The 13,914-nt window shown below is 53.8% G+C and carries 12 protein-coding genes; 6 read left to right on the forward strand and 6 right to left on the reverse strand.

The genetic code is table 11. From position 1 onward, the window contains the following. The first annotated feature begins 54 nt into the window (after nucleotides 1-54). From CKL79_RS16700 to CKL79_RS16710, 3 genes are all read left to right on the forward strand, one after another. Complete coding sequence (locus CKL79_RS16700) at nucleotides 55-687, forward strand: methyltransferase domain-containing protein (RefSeq protein ID WP_121970715.1); 633 nt, start codon at nucleotides 55-57, stop codon at nucleotides 685-687. 58 nt (nucleotides 688-745) lie between these two features. After that, a complete protein-coding gene (locus CKL79_RS16705) occupies nucleotides 746-1,018 on the forward strand; it encodes a fasciclin domain-containing protein (protein WP_121970716.1) in 273 nt (90 codons plus the stop codon). A gap of 290 nt (nucleotides 1,019-1,308) precedes the next feature. After that, nucleotides 1,309-1,662 carry a hypothetical protein gene (locus tag CKL79_RS16710; RefSeq protein ID WP_141242225.1) on the forward strand — a complete coding sequence of 118 codons (354 nt, stop codon included), beginning with the start codon at nucleotides 1,309-1,311 and terminating at the stop codon, nucleotides 1,660-1,662. A gap of 33 nt (nucleotides 1,663-1,695) precedes the next feature. Here CKL79_RS16710 and CKL79_RS16715 read toward each other — a convergent pair whose 3' ends face one another. Then, on the reverse strand, nucleotides 1,696-2,622 hold the full coding sequence (locus CKL79_RS16715; RefSeq protein WP_121970739.1) for a LysR family transcriptional regulator: 927 nt from the start codon (nucleotides 2,620-2,622) through the stop codon (nucleotides 1,696-1,698). 126 nt (nucleotides 2,623-2,748) lie between these two features. On the opposite strand from CKL79_RS16715, the gene CKL79_RS16720 reads away from it, so the two are divergent. Next, the gene (locus CKL79_RS16720; protein WP_121970718.1) at nucleotides 2,749-3,759 is read left to right on the forward strand and encodes a ligase-associated DNA damage response exonuclease; all 1,011 of its coding nucleotides are present in this window, start codon (nucleotides 2,749-2,751) and stop codon (nucleotides 3,757-3,759) included. A gap of 5 nt (nucleotides 3,760-3,764) precedes the next feature. Here the strand turns inward: CKL79_RS16720 and pruA are convergent, their stop codons facing one another. The 3 genes from pruA to CKL79_RS16735 all read right to left on the reverse strand — a co-directional run bounded on the left by pruA (nucleotide 3,765) and on the right by CKL79_RS16735 (nucleotide 10,586). After that, nucleotides 3,765-6,797, reverse strand: coding sequence for an L-glutamate gamma-semialdehyde dehydrogenase (pruA, locus tag CKL79_RS16725; protein WP_121970719.1), 3,033 nt, complete (start codon nucleotides 6,795-6,797; stop codon nucleotides 3,765-3,767). 60 nt (nucleotides 6,798-6,857) lie between these two features. Continuing rightward, nucleotides 6,858-9,623: a cyanophycin synthetase gene (gene cphA, locus CKL79_RS16730; protein ID WP_121970720.1), complete on the reverse strand. Its 2,766-nt coding sequence runs from the start codon at nucleotides 9,621-9,623 to the stop codon at nucleotides 6,858-6,860. Between the two features lie 123 nt (nucleotides 9,624-9,746). Beyond that, nucleotides 9,747-10,586 (reverse strand): cyanophycinase, encoded by an 840-nt coding sequence (locus tag CKL79_RS16735; RefSeq protein WP_121970740.1) that lies wholly within the window; start codon nucleotides 10,584-10,586, stop codon nucleotides 9,747-9,749. A 453-nt stretch (nucleotides 10,587-11,039) separates the two neighbouring features. Here CKL79_RS16735 and CKL79_RS16740 point away from each other — a divergent pair, with 453 nt between their 5' ends. Then, entirely contained in the window at nucleotides 11,040-11,306 is a 267-nt protein-coding gene (locus CKL79_RS16740) for a DUF4404 family protein (protein ID WP_121970721.1), read from the forward strand. A 53-nt stretch (nucleotides 11,307-11,359) separates the two neighbouring features. Here CKL79_RS16740 and CKL79_RS16745 read toward each other — a convergent pair whose 3' ends face one another. Together CKL79_RS16745 and CKL79_RS16750 are read right to left on the reverse strand one after the other, a co-directional pair. Continuing rightward, nucleotides 11,360-11,854: a YchJ family metal-binding protein gene (locus tag CKL79_RS16745; protein WP_121970741.1), complete on the reverse strand. Its 495-nt coding sequence runs from the start codon at nucleotides 11,852-11,854 to the stop codon at nucleotides 11,360-11,362. Between the two features lie 42 nt (nucleotides 11,855-11,896). Further along, nucleotides 11,897-12,265 carry a DoxX family protein gene (locus CKL79_RS16750; protein WP_121970722.1) on the reverse strand — a complete coding sequence of 123 codons (369 nt, stop codon included), beginning with the start codon at nucleotides 12,263-12,265 and terminating at the stop codon, nucleotides 11,897-11,899. A gap of 200 nt (nucleotides 12,266-12,465) precedes the next feature. On the opposite strand from CKL79_RS16750, the gene CKL79_RS16755 reads away from it, so the two are divergent. Continuing rightward, nucleotides 12,466-13,800, forward strand: coding sequence for an AAA family ATPase (locus CKL79_RS16755; protein ID WP_121970723.1), 1,335 nt, complete (start codon nucleotides 12,466-12,468; stop codon nucleotides 13,798-13,800). The last annotated feature ends 114 nt before the right edge of the window (nucleotides 13,801-13,914 follow it).

A 13,914-nucleotide genomic window follows, 5' to 3' on the forward strand; every position in this document is an offset into this window, starting at 1 on the left:
AGTTTCTGGCCTGGCTAAACTGAGGTAGACGGGAAAAGTTTAGAGGTGTTGAGAATGACTACAGATGCTTATGACTGGTTTGAGCCGCTTTATGCTCAGGCGGATGAAGATGTCTCTCAGATACCCTGGGCGCTGCCGGGGGCAGTACCTTATCTGACCCAGTGGCTGTCGAAAAATGAAATTGATGGCAAAGAGCAAACGGCTGTAGTTGTCGGCTGTGGTCTGGGCGACGATGCCGAGGCGCTCTCATCGGCAGGGTTTGCAGTCACTGCGTTTGACGTTTCAGAAAGTGCGATCGCCTGGGCCAAAAAACGCTTTCCTGGCTCTACGGTTAACTACGTCACCGCCGATCTGTTTAAATTACCCGCCGTCTGGCTAGGCGGCTTTGATCTGGTGTTTGACTTTCGCACGATTCAAGCGCTGCCGGTGGCGGTGCGGGCTGAGGCGATCGCTCAAATTGCCTCACTGCCCAAGCCCGGCGGCACCGTCTTAATTATCACCTATGTTCGCGCCGACAAAGCTATTCCGGAAGGCCCGCCCTGGCCGCTGACTGAACAGGAACTCAGCCAGTTTGAAGAAAGTGGGCTGGCAGTTATTGGAAAAGAGACTTTTCGCGAAAAGGAGAGTCGGTTTAGCGATCGCATCCAAATCCAGTACCAAGCGCCTGAGCAAGGCATGTACAAATAAGTAAACAAGATCCATCTACAACTGGGAAAAATAGGGTTTTAAATAATCGGAACCCTACATGTCTTCTATATCGGCTCAGCAAATCAAACTCTCCCAAAGAAAGAGGAAAACAGCGTGCGCGTTTACTAAACTTAATTCACTAAACTTAATTATGTTAACGTTGGCAATCGGCGTCTATGACAGCGGCGTCGTAGTCAATAATGCCAGTGTCACCCAGGCTGACATCCAAGCCAGCAATGGCGTGATTCATCAGGTAAATCGCGTCTTGGTTCCTGAGGCTTTGCAGCGGCAGTTGGCGTCACGTTTAGGCGTCAGCAGTCTATACCAGTAAGTCTGTATCAGTAAATAACTACTTGCTGCCGTACGAGACTCTTATGGCCTGAATGGATATAAGAGCCTTGTACGGCTTTTACCTGCGTAGGCTGCAAAACTTGAGTGCTTGTCACTTGGGCAGTCCATGCCTCTATCTTGCGGAAGACATGGAAATGCTGCCCCTTTGCTTATGCTACTGAAGCTGTAGAGATTTAGAAGGCCAGCCCGCTAGATACTTTTTTCGAGTGCAACTCGCTGGTGAAAAGCTCTACGTGCAGTCTTTTTTTCTGTTGTTTGAGAGGTAAGCAAATGAAATTTCGTGTGTGTTCATTTCGGATAGGTCCGTTTCGGATGGTCGCTAAGCGGTTAGCTTTGTTGATAGTCGGCGCAGTTATGTTCTTAGGGCTGTTTCAAACGGCTGTGTATGCTGCCCCTGTTGCTGAGCCTTCCAGCGCTTCAGGAGATCCGCTTCAGCCCCCTTCGCCAGAAAGCTTGGAGAGGATGCGAGCGCAGCGCCGCGAATTTCAAAGCAAGGCATCCAGAGCTGCTAACGACGAAAAAAAAGCGGATTCAGGGAGCGAGGTGCTAACTGAGAAGCTGAATCTGGATGAAATTGTTGAAGAAAACAAGATTGTTGAAGGCATTCGTAAGTCATTAGATTAGAGCGCTTCGAGCATTGGGTCGGGTGGCCGTCGGCTATAAAATGCTGGTTTTCTGCTGCCAGGTCGCCTTCAGCGTATCTAAGAAGGCGAACACTGGCGGCGTTTGCAGCGCATTAGCCAGCGTGATCACCCCAATTACCCTTTGTAAAGGGGCAGGCAGTTGGCAAACGACAACATCTTCTGGGATCGGCTCAGCCGCTAGCTTGGCAATAATGGTGGTGCCTAATCCCCGACGTACCATGCTCACTACCGTAGAGTCTTCTTTCACTTCGTAAGCGGGCGTGACGACCTGGCCATGACGCAGCAAATACTGATCGACGTTGTAGCGACAGCCATCATCCGGCAGCGGTAAGATCAACGGCAGTGCTGTGAGTTGCTCCCAGGTTAACGGCTCACCGGCGATCGCCTGGCCTGGCACTTTGGCCATGGGCAACAGCGCTACATAATCATCGCGAAACAGTTCCCAAGCGTCAAAAGCGTCGTCTACCGGCAGATAGGTAAAGCCAATGTCAGCCTCACCCCGACGCAAAATTTCTTCTGCCCCCCGCACATCGCTACCTTCGCCAATAGAGACACTAATGCCGGGATACTGCTGACGAAATCGCTCGATCACCGCTGGCAGCACATGAGTCGCCACACTGCGAAAGCCGACTACCCTCACCAGTCCGGCCTGCAGCCCTTTAGCATCTTGAGCCTTACGCCCAATCGTCTTAAGCAAAGCCAACATTTTTGCGGCTTCATTTGTAATTTCTTGGCCGACTGGTGTCAGCACCGCGCCCTGTCGCCCCCGGCTGAGCAGGCTCACGCCCAGTTCTTCTTCTAGGGTAGCGATCGCATGACTCACCGCCGACTGCGACAGCTCTAGCTGAGAAGCCGCATCACTAAAGGTACCGGTTTGCGCGATCGCCACCAGTGCCCGCAGCTGTGACAGCTTAATTCGATTAATATTAATCTCCGCCATAATAATCGATAGTACTAGAGAAGCCCGACCAAAAAGCCCGATCACACGCATGACAGCCCAATCCCTATCATAGCCGCTCTCCCTTCGCCGCTCTCTCGCTCACATTAGCTGAGCGTAGCCAAATCCATGCCGCCTGCCCTCATCACCGTCCGCCCTGAAGGTCTCTACTGCGCCGCTGGCAACTTTTACATAGATCCCTGGAAACCGGTAGACACTGCCCTGATCACCCATGCTCACGCCGACCACGCCTACAGCGGCCACGCGCACTACTACGCCACGGCCATTTCAGAAGGCATTTTACGCCGTCGCTTAGGCAAAGATATTAACCTCAGCGGCGTTGCCTACGGCGACCCAATCAAACTAGGTGACACCTGGATTTCTTTTCATTCTGCTGGCCACGTCTTAGGGTCTGCTCAGGTACGGGTTGAGCACAAAGGTGAAGTTTGGGCCATCTCTGGCGACTACAAACGCGACGCTGACCCCTCCTGCGATCCTTTCGAAGTCGTCGAGTGCGACACCTTCATCACCGAATCGACCTTTGGCCTGCCGATTTACCGCTGGGACAGCGGCGAAGTTACCGCTGAGCAAATCTGCCAGTGGTGGCAAGGCGACCCGACTCGCCCCTCCCTGCTCTTTTGCTATTCCTTTGGTAAATCTCAAAGAGTCCTGGCAGAGCTGACCAAATTCACAGATAAAACCGTTTACCTGCACGGCGCAGTTCACAATCTCACAGAGATTTACCGCGAGGTGGGCGTTAAAATGCTGCCGACCATCCCAGTTTCTCAGATGGAGAAATCCTATAAGTTCGAGGGCGATCTGATTATTTCGCCGCCATCCGGCCACCGCTCTAGCTGGATGAAGCGCTTCAAACGCCCTCAGACCGCCTTTGCCTCTGGCTGGATGGCCGTACGTGGAGCCCGCAGACGACGCGGCTATGAACGCGGCTTTGTGCTTTCTGACCATGCCGACTGGCCTGGCCTGATTAAGACGGTAGAGCAAACTAAAGCCCAAACGGTCTACGTGACCCACGGTCAAAACGACGTACTCTCTCGCTACCTGAGCGAAAGTATGGGGATAGCCGCTAGCCCGCTCAAAACACTCTTTGAAGGCGAGACCGACGAAGGTCTAGCAGTATAAAATCCCTATTCCATGCCTTCAATCGGGGCGAAGCCCTGACGCTGAACGTTTTCGGTCACAGTGCGCGGGTCGAGAAACTGCAGCAGATAGTCGGGGCCACCGGCTTTGGAGCCAACGCCTGAAAGCTTGTAGCCGCCAAAGGGCTGACGAGCGACAATCGCACCAGTAATCGTGCGGTTGATATAGAGGTTGCCGACTTCAAAGTCTCTGTAGGCTTGCTCAATGTGAGAGGGCGTACGGGAATAGAGGCCGCCGGTCAGCGCGTAGTTGGTGTTGTTAGCGATCGCTAACCCTTCCTCAAAATTTGCCGCCTTAATCACCGACAGCACCGGCCCGAATATCTCTTCCTGAGCAATCGTCGCCTGCGGATCAACATCGGTGAAAATCACCGGTCCGACAAAGTAACCCGGCTCAGGGGAGGGCAATTCGAGGGCTAAGGTCGCTTCCGCTTTGCCTTTTTCGATGTATTCACGAATTCGCTTTTGAGCGGTCTCATCAATCACCGGGCCGACTTGCGTACCCGGATGAGTGGCATCACCGACATTGAGCGACTTAGTGGCTTCTACCAGACGATTGACAAATGCCTCATAAACCGGCGCTAGCACAATCACCCGAGAGCAAGCAGAGCACTTCTGACCGCTGTAGCCAAAGGCCGAATAGACAACGCCCTGCACCGCCTGATCCAGGTCAGCACTCTCATCAACAATCAGGCCATTCTTACCGCCCATCTCGGCCACTACCCGCTTCAGATGCTTCTGCCCCGGCTGCAAAATCGCGGCGTCCGCATAGATTTGACAGCCCACTTCTTGCGAGCCAGTGAACACAATCATGTTCACATCAGGATGCTTGACCAGGTGGTTGCCCACCGTCGAGCCCCTGCCGGGTAAGTACTGAAAAACGCCTTTAGGCACACCCGCTTCTACCAAAATATCGGCTAGTTTGGCCGCAATAACAGAGGTGACCGCTGCCGGTTTGAGCATCACACAGTTGCCCGTTACCAGCGCTGCAACAGTCATGCCCGTGGGGATCGCCAGCGGAAAGTTCCAGGGCGAAATCACCAGGACGATGCCTTTGGGCCGGTAGAAATAGCGATCATTCTCCCCTGCCACATCATAGACCACCGGATCGTCTAGCCGCTCCATCTCAGCAGCGTAATAGCGACAAAAGTCGGCTGCTTCTGAAACTTCTGCGTCGGCCTGCTGTAAGGGTTTGCCGCCTTCTAACACCATCCAGGCATTGAGATCGTGGCGACGGGCCTCTAGCAGGTCTGCGGCCCGGCTGATAATGGCGGCTCGCTCTCGGGCCGGGGTGCGGCTCCAGCTTTCAAAGGCGGTTTTAGCGGCGGCGACGGCTTGGTCTGCCTGGTCTATATCAATCTGACCGATAGTGCCGACCGTTTCAGCCGGATTACACGGATTCACAGAAGGAATCCGGGCTTCGGTCTGCACAGATTCGCCGTCGATCAGTGGCCAGTAGGTTTCGCCGAGCCGCTGCTGCACAGATTTGAGGGCGGCGATCGCTGCCTGACGGTGATGCAAAACCGCATAGTCAGTATCCGCCGATGGATCGATCCGCGTCACTGTATCGGTAGGTGAGGCAATGGCTTTAGGCGCGACCTCATCGTCATCTTGGTCGCCTTCACCCCAAACGGGAATTGCCAGCAATTCTTCTGCCGGGCGATCTTCTAAGCTCTGGCGTAAAAATGAGCTATTGGCCGTATTCTCTAGCAGTCGCCGGATCAGGTAAGACATGCCCGGAATCAGCTCACCGTAAGGGCAGTAAACCCGTACCCGATGCCCCTGCTTGACCAGCGCGGTCGCCAGCGTATCGGCCATGCCGTAGAGCACCTGAAACTCAACGTGGCGCGGCGGAATTTGCAGGGCTTTAACAATGGCCAGCGCATGGGCCTGAGAGCGCACGTTATGACTGCCGATGGCGGCGTAAAGGTGCTCGTGGTTTTCCAGCAGCAGCTGCGTCATCCGCTCAAAGTTGACATCGGTCGAAGACTTGTGATTGTAGACCGGGGTCGGCCAATAGTTCTGACGGACGGTGATGGTCTCTTGATCCCAATAAGCGCCTTTGACTAGCCGAACCGTGACCGGATTGCCGCGCGTCTTCGCCCAGTCGATCAGGTCTTTTAGATCTTGATAGCTGTCGCGCAGGTAGGCTTGCAAGGTGACGCCGATGTCAGTGCGATCTTGAAACTCGTCTTCCATCAACAGCTGCTTTAGCGTATCGAGGGTAGCGTCTTTGTAGCGGTACTGCTCCATATCGAAGTGAACCGCTGCTCCCAACTCTTTCGCCCGGCGCAGTAAGGTGCGAATGCGATCGCCCACCTTCGCCTGAGATCCTTCCACATCTAAGGGGTCAAACTGAGAGTAAAACGCTGTCAGCTTGACCGTTACCTGCACCTTGGGCAGATGCTCTTCACCCGCCAGGTCTATTTGGGGTACCGTAGACCATTTTTTTGCCGCTGCGGTCAGCTCAGCCATCAGATTTAGATAGCGGTCTAAATAAGCCTGCGCCTCGGTCTCGGTGACGACCGCCTCGCCTAGCAGATCGACGGTAAATGTCATCGACTGTTTACGCAGCCGCTCAATGCTTTTCAGCGCCTGGTTGAGATTTTCCCCGGCAATGTATTTGCGGGCCAGCGTTTCGACCGCGCCTGAGAGCGTGGTGGCCGCTACCTGAGCCGGCATCGAGTCCGGGTCGGCAAAGTTGAGCAGTCCTTTGAGCGCTTGCGGTAGCTCAACGCTAGCATCGCCCAAATACTCTTGCAAGTGACGAGCAATTTCCGCCTTGGTCGTCAGCGCGGGCAAACAGTCAATCAGGCGGAACATCTGCACCCGGAGGCCCGGATTGTCCATCGTCCAGCCCAGCAGTTTGTCATCCCAGCGCAGCTGATCGCGCACTTTAGAAAAGAGCGATCGCTTACCCTGACTATCGGCCAAAAGCTGCCGGGCGATCGCCTGAGTTTTGTCTTCGTAGTCAGACTGAGCCGCTTGCTTAGTATCAGGTCGAAAGGCGTTGATAACCATTAAAAAAGTGAGTCTCCTAATTGCTTAGACGCTTAGCTCTACCCATTGCAGCAGGCCAGCTTAAGAAGGGGTGGCGGCTACATTGGGCGCTGATGTCTCTGAACCTACATTAGCGCTCACCATCGGGATTTGGCCACTCGGCGATGAACCGTTAGAATTCAGCTTGTAAGCACCTTCCAAGGAGTCCAGGCTGTCGGGAATCGGGCCTCGGGCATTGATCAGCGCGATCGCCCGCGTAACGCTATCTGGCAAAACGACAACCAGTCCCTGGTCGGGCGCGTTGTCTAAAGCCCATTCAATGGCGCTAGCCTCGTCTAGATGCACAACCGGAGTAGGTGCATCCGGAGTAGGCGCATCTGCTGCTGCTTGGGCAATGCCCTGCATAATCAGCTCAGCCGCCTCCCCACGCGGACGCCCCCGAGTATCGTCGTCTTCTTTGATCACAATGTGGTCAAAAATCTCAGCGGACAGCTTGCCCAGCGCCACAAAGTCTTCGTCGCGCCGATCTCCTGGTCCACCGACAACGCCCATCGAAGGGCCGGGCCAATTTTTCACAAAGCTGCCGACCGCCTCGTAGCCAGCCGGATTGTGCGCGTAGTCAACCAGTGCATGACAGCGCCCCAAGTTGAATAAATTCATCCGTCCCGGAATTTGCTTAGCCGATGCCTTGAAGCTCCGCAGCGCCGCTCGGATATCTTCTATCTTCACGCCCTGTACAAAGCCGACCAGACTGGCCGCCAGAGCATTGGCAATCATAAAGGGCGCTCTACCGTCCATGGTGATTGGGATGCGCTCTGCCTTTTCAATTCGCAGCAGCCAGTCATTCTGCAAAATTGACAGATAGCCCTCTTCATAAATGGCGGCGATCCCACCGTTTTGAACATGTGATCGCACCAGCAGATGATCAGGGTTCATCGAAAAGTAGGCGATCTTCGCGTCTACATGGTCAGCCATCGCCGCCACCCGCTCATCTTCCGCATTTAGCACCGCGTAGCCGTTAGCATGAACCGCTTCTGCCACCACCGCTTTCAGCTTAGCCAGCTCGTCAATTGTATTGATATCGCCCAGGCCCAAATGGTCAGCTGCGACATTGAGCACTACGCCCACATCACAATGCTGAAAGGCTAGACCCGAGCGCAGCAGACCGCCCCGAGCCGTCTCTAAAACAGCGATCTCCACCGTCGGATCTTGCAAGATCATCCGCGCACTTTGAGGCCCAGTCGTATCGCCTTTTTCGACAAGATGGTTGCCCAGGTAGATACCGTCTGTCGTCGTAAAGCCAACGGTATCGTAAATCTGACGGAAGATATGAGCGATCAGCCGGGTCGTCGTTGTTTTGCCGTTGGTGCCGGTAATGGCCACGATGGGAATGCGCGTCGGCACCCCCGGCGGAAAGAGCATATCGAGAATGGGGCCAGCGACGTTGCGAGCAACGCCTTCACTCGGTGCGACGTGCATCCGTAGACCCGGAGCCGCATTGACTTCTACAATCACCCCGTCTACCGCCTGTAGAGGCTGAGAGATATCGGTAGTGACCGCATCAATGCCCACCACGTCCAGATCGATCAGCCGCGAGGCCCGCTCAGCCATCCAGACCGTATCCGGATGAATTTCGTCGGTGCGATCAATGGCGATCCCGCCCGTACTGAGATTAGCCGTCTCTCTCAGATAGCAAATTTTACCGGCCTCTAAAACGCTCTCCAGCGAGTAGCCCTGATTGCTCAGCAGCTCGTCAGTTCGGCGGTCTAGCTGAATTTGAGTGAGGATATTGTCATGGCCTTCGCCACGTCGGGGGTCGCGATTGGTCTGCTCAATCAGCGCCGTAATCGTGTCTTTGCCGTTACCGACAACGTGGGCAGGTTGCCGCTCTGCCACGGCAACTACTTTGTGATTAACCACCAAAATGCGGTGATCGCGTCCGGTGTAATAGTGCTCGACGATCACTCCGTCGGCGACTTCTCTGGCCTTGTCGTAGGCGGCTTCTGCCTCCCGCCACGACTGGATATCTAGCGTGATTCCCCGACCGTGGTTACCGTCTAGCGGCTTGATGACAATTGGATAGCCTCCCAACCAGTCGAGGGAGTCTTCCAGCTCGCGCAGGGAGTAGACAACGCTGCCCTTGGGCACCGGAATGCCGGCCCCTGCCAGAATCTGCTTTGTGCTCTCTTTGTCACAGGCCAGCTCAACGCCCAAAATATTACTGTAGGCCGTCAGCGAGGCTTGGGCACGCTTTTGGTGCAGACCATACCCAAACTGCAGCAGATTGCGCACGTCCAGCTCAAACCAGGGAATGTCTCGCGCTTCGGCCTCCCGCACGAGAGCCTCAGTCGTCGGCCCTAAAGCAGCGCCTACCCGCAGCTCCCTGAGGTCTTCTAAGTCTTTTTGAAGCTCGCTGTTGGCGTAGCTGCCTGTTTCAATCACGCTTTCGCATAGCCGTAGGGCAGCCCGAGCCGCGTAGCGTCCGGCCTGTTCGTTTTCGTACTGGAAAATGACCTGATAGACGCCCGGTGTAGCGGTTTCCCGCGTGCGGCCAAAACCCACGTCCATCCCTGCCAGGGTTTGCAGCTCTAGCGCTACATGCTCAATGATGTGTCCCATCATCGTGCCCTCCTGCAGTCGGCTCAAAAAGCCGCCCCGATAGCCAGGCGAGCAAAAGTGCTCTATCAGGCTAGGCAAGGCGGTGACCAAGCCGTCATAAAATCCTGGGATCGTATCCGAAGGCCGCTCAGCGAGATCTTCTAGATCTAGCCGCACAACGATTAGCTTGGCGTAGCGAATGCTCCAATAGTTGGGGCCACGGAGTGTTTGGGTTTTGAGGATTTTCATAAGTTTTAAAGAGGGCTGTTAGCCTGTTGCCAATAACCTAGATACAACCTTGATTCGCTTTGGATAAAACTGCTTTAGGCAGCCATCTGGCTGACGCTGCCACCAGATGCTGACGCTGAATGTTTAAAGAATGACACGGTTCTTAAAGTCGTAGCGATCGCCCTGATTCAAGATGTGAACCCTCAAGTTGTGCAGGCTGAGAGGATCACTTTCGCTGGTATCAGCGTAGTTAGTCTGCAGCAAACTACCGGGATCGACAATCGTAACCGTGCCTTTGCCCAAGACGTGAAATGTCCCGTCGCCCATCATGGCAATGCAGGTATCTTCGTCAATGCCAATGCCGAGCTTGTCGGGGTGAGCGGCGATCGCGCTCAGCAGCCGGGCCATCCGGTTACGATTGTGAAAATGCTGATCAACCAGTAGCTCGGGTACGATGCCCAAACCATTGGTTAGGTCTACCAGGGCCGGGTTAGGCGACTCACCGCTACTGCCGCCAGCGATCATTTTTTCGCCCATAATGGCCGCGCCAGCACTGGTACCCGCCAAGGCCAGACTGCCGCCTTTGACCTTTTGCTTAATAATCTCAATCAGGCGGGTTCCCTCAATTAGGTCGCGCAGTCGCAGCTGATCGCCCCCAGTGACAAAAACGCCGCTACAGACATCTAGAATGTCCAACCAGCGAGGCTCATCACATTCGTCACGCTGACGAATATCCAAAATCTGAACCTGCCTAGCGCCCATCTTTTGAAAGATCTGAAAGTAGCGATCGCCGACAATACTTGGCTCCCGCGACGCAGACGGCACAATCCCAATCGTCGCGTCTTCCCCACCCGCGCTCTCAAAAAATGCCCTCAAAATATCGCACTCATTCGTCTTATCTTCTGCTCCGCCAATGATCATCACTGGGTAGCGGGTAGAAGTTATCATAGACCGTTGAGCTAAACGAGATTTCAGTTCCAACATAGAACCATCCCAGGGATTAATTAAGGACATTAGGGGGAAGTAGAACAAACACTACCTGGTTGCTGCCAATCAACGCATAAACCTGACTCAAGTTGAAATACATTGCTATTTCTAAGCCTAGCAACAGCCCTGCGTGCGGTTTTGTATTGAATGTGACCAGTTTTCATTTGGCGACATCAGGGAATGACCCCTAGCCCTTTGTATCAGAGCCTCAGCGGTCTCATTCTATGGGCCAACTTTGATCGACAGGTCGATAATTGACTGATACCAGATTCAGCAGTATATACTACGACGCGCTACCGACATCCATCTGCCGTTAGCTAGATCTGCTGGTAGCTAAAACCTATAAACGATGACCTAGTCACCGCTGCTCTGAATAATTGCAAAGCGCCACGCGGTGGGCTTTACAATAGAAGCGACCTCACTACAGCCTACTTCACAGCATAAATCGCCATGAGCAACGAAGAAATTAACCAGTCTATAGAAGCGCTTCACACCGAGATTAGCCAGCTCAATACGACTGATAAAGCGGTAAAGGACAGATTACTCTCACTCGTAACTGATCTGGAAGATCAGATACAAAATCCGGATAGCCCAGAGCGCAGGAAAACAACGGCGCAAGGTCTACCGACGCTGATCGAGCAGTTTGAGAGCGATCACCCTCGGGTCACTGACACGCTCAGTCGCCTGCTAACGACGCTGAGCGGTATGGGTATATAGGGCGTGAGTACTCGTCAAAAATCATTCAGCTCAGCGCTGACCGATAGCACCGCTTACCCGTGGCAGTGCTTGAACTTTTTACCGCTGCCACACCAGCAGGGCTGGCTCCGCTGAGGCTGATAGGGCATCAAGATATCGCCGCCTACATAGAACCAGCGATGGCCTGCTCGAATAAACCGAGACCTCTCGTGTAGCTGCGCCACTGGCTCAGTGACAGCAGTACTGGTCAGCCTGAGGGCGGGCCGATAAGCCGCGACGAATTCCACAGTTCCAGATTGATCTTTCGCCTGCCCTTTGTGAGCGCTAACAATCAGCAAATTAACCCACCGGGTATTTTTAACGCTCTTGATCAGGTCGGTTCGCTCGTTAGGGGGGCGACTATCCAGCTGGTGGGTCGCGATCAGGTAGTCAATATTGCCTTGATAAAAAGCGCTGTAGCGCGATCGCATCAAAGCTTCAGCCGTTGGCGCTGTCGCCTCACCCGCTAGATAAGGGCCGCAGCAATTCGCATATTGCCGCTGGCTGCCGCACATACACTGCTTGCTCATGGCTCCATCCATTCCCTTTGAGGTCATTATCAGACCCCGATTTCACGCTTTGCCAGCATCTAGGCTAATGAGTCCGGGGCCATAGGCAATTACCATCATCAGCCCGCCAATCAGCGCCAGATTTTTCAAAACGCCTGATAGGTCTGTTGCAATCGGGTGAAAAAACAGGGTTGCTGGTATCAAAAAGAGAATGATCAGTAAAGCGCCGATTCTGGCCTTATAGCCTAAAATCAGCGATACCGACCCCAGCAATAAAAACGCAACGGTACCGGCTGCCAATACCTGTGGCAGGGGCAGACCTTGGCTCGCAATTGTCGGGACAAACTCTGAAAATCCGGTCAGGTGTCTTATTCCCGAGTTCAAAAACAGTAGCGCTAGAAAAATGCGTGCGGCTAAAGGTACGTAAGTCATAAGGATTCTAATGTCTTCTGTCAAAAGGCTAAGGACTTCTTTATTAAGTTAACCGTCTCCCGACTAAATAGTATGAAAGGCTGCTGAAAACCTGCGGGCACAATGGAGGCGATCGCGCCTTCAAAAACCATTCCGAAAGCCCACCTCAGAACGCGGCTACAATAAGCCATAGATCAACCGCTCAGATCAACCGCTCACTCATGCCTCAGACCTCGCCGACGACCGCCGCTGATTCTGCAGCGGGCATTCCTCAGGTATTGCCCGGTATTGACCTAAGTCAGCAGCAGTGGGACGCGCTGCAGGCATTAGAAGCTTTTGTGCGCAGCGACGAAAAAATCTATTTGCTTACGGGCTACGCGGGCACTGGCAAGACCACGCTGCTACAGGCGCTGATTGCCTGGCTTCAGCAGCAGCGCGACGGTAGAGCGATCGCCCTGACAGCGCTCAGCAATAAGGCTACCAAAGTATTGCAGGCAATGGCTTACCGCTGGGGCTGCGAGGTTGACTGCATGACCTGCTGTAAGCTGCTTGGCCTGCGACCAGTGATTGATAAAGAGACCGGCGGCCAAAAGTTTGAACCGGATAGAGATCGCAAAAATCTGACCACTGAGTACGATCTAGTCGTCGTAGACGAATGCTCTATGATCAACCAGGAAATGTGGGATCTGCTGATCACTTCAGTCTCTACACTGACCCAGGGCACCAAACTTTTGTTCGTGGGCGATTCGGCCCAGCTGCCGCCGGTCGGTGAGACTGAAGCGCCCTGTTTTGAGAGGATTTTTCACCGCAGCGACCTAACCGAAGTGATTCGCTATGGCGGTGCGATTGGGTTGCTCGCTGAAGAGGTGCGGACGCATTTAGATAGGCCGATGATGCCAAGGCCGCAGAGCGATCGCAACGCCACTAACACCGAAGGCATTTTCACTCTGCCTCTCCCCCACTGGGAGAAGCTTATGCTGCGTGCCTTTGCCAGCGCTGCCTACGAAAAAGATCCCGACCAGGTGCGTGTGCTTGCCTACACCAACCAACGAGTCAACTACCTCAACAATAAAATTCGCGCCGCTATCTACGGCGACAAAGCCGCTCGATTTGTCGCGGGTGAAAGGCTGGTTGCCAAAAACGTTTGCTTAGGGAGAGACGGCATTTTGCTGCAGACTTCTGAAGAATGCACCGTCTTAGACGCCTACCTGACCCGATTTGAAGGCTGGCTAGTGTGGGAGCTAGAGATAGAAACCGAAGAACATCAGGAGCGCAAGCTCAGAGTACTTCACGAAGATGAACAACTGCGTCTGAAAGATCTTCTCTCAGACTACGCAGAGAAAAAACAGTGGATGTCTTTTTGGGATTATAAACAGCTCTTTCACGAGGTTAGCTACGCCTACAGCCTGACCGTTCACAAAAGCCAGGGCTCTACTTTTCAAGATGTGTTTGTAGATGTGCCCAATCTGATGCTGAATCGTAAAGTCACCGAACGTAATCAACTGTATTACGTCGCCTTTACCCGCGCTGCCAAACGGCTGTTTTTATGCCAATAAGATCGCAGATAGAATGCTTGTATGATCCGATTGCTGATTTGGTTTAAAGCATCGTTTTTGCTTTGCAAATATTCTTGCAAAAACTGGGTGGCCAGGCGGTAAGCTGATTTGACC

It is taken from the genome of Leptolyngbya sp. BC1307 (genome assembly GCF_002286735.1).
Taxonomy (GTDB): Bacteria; Cyanobacteriota; Cyanobacteriia; order Phormidesmidales; family Phormidesmidaceae; genus Phormidesmis.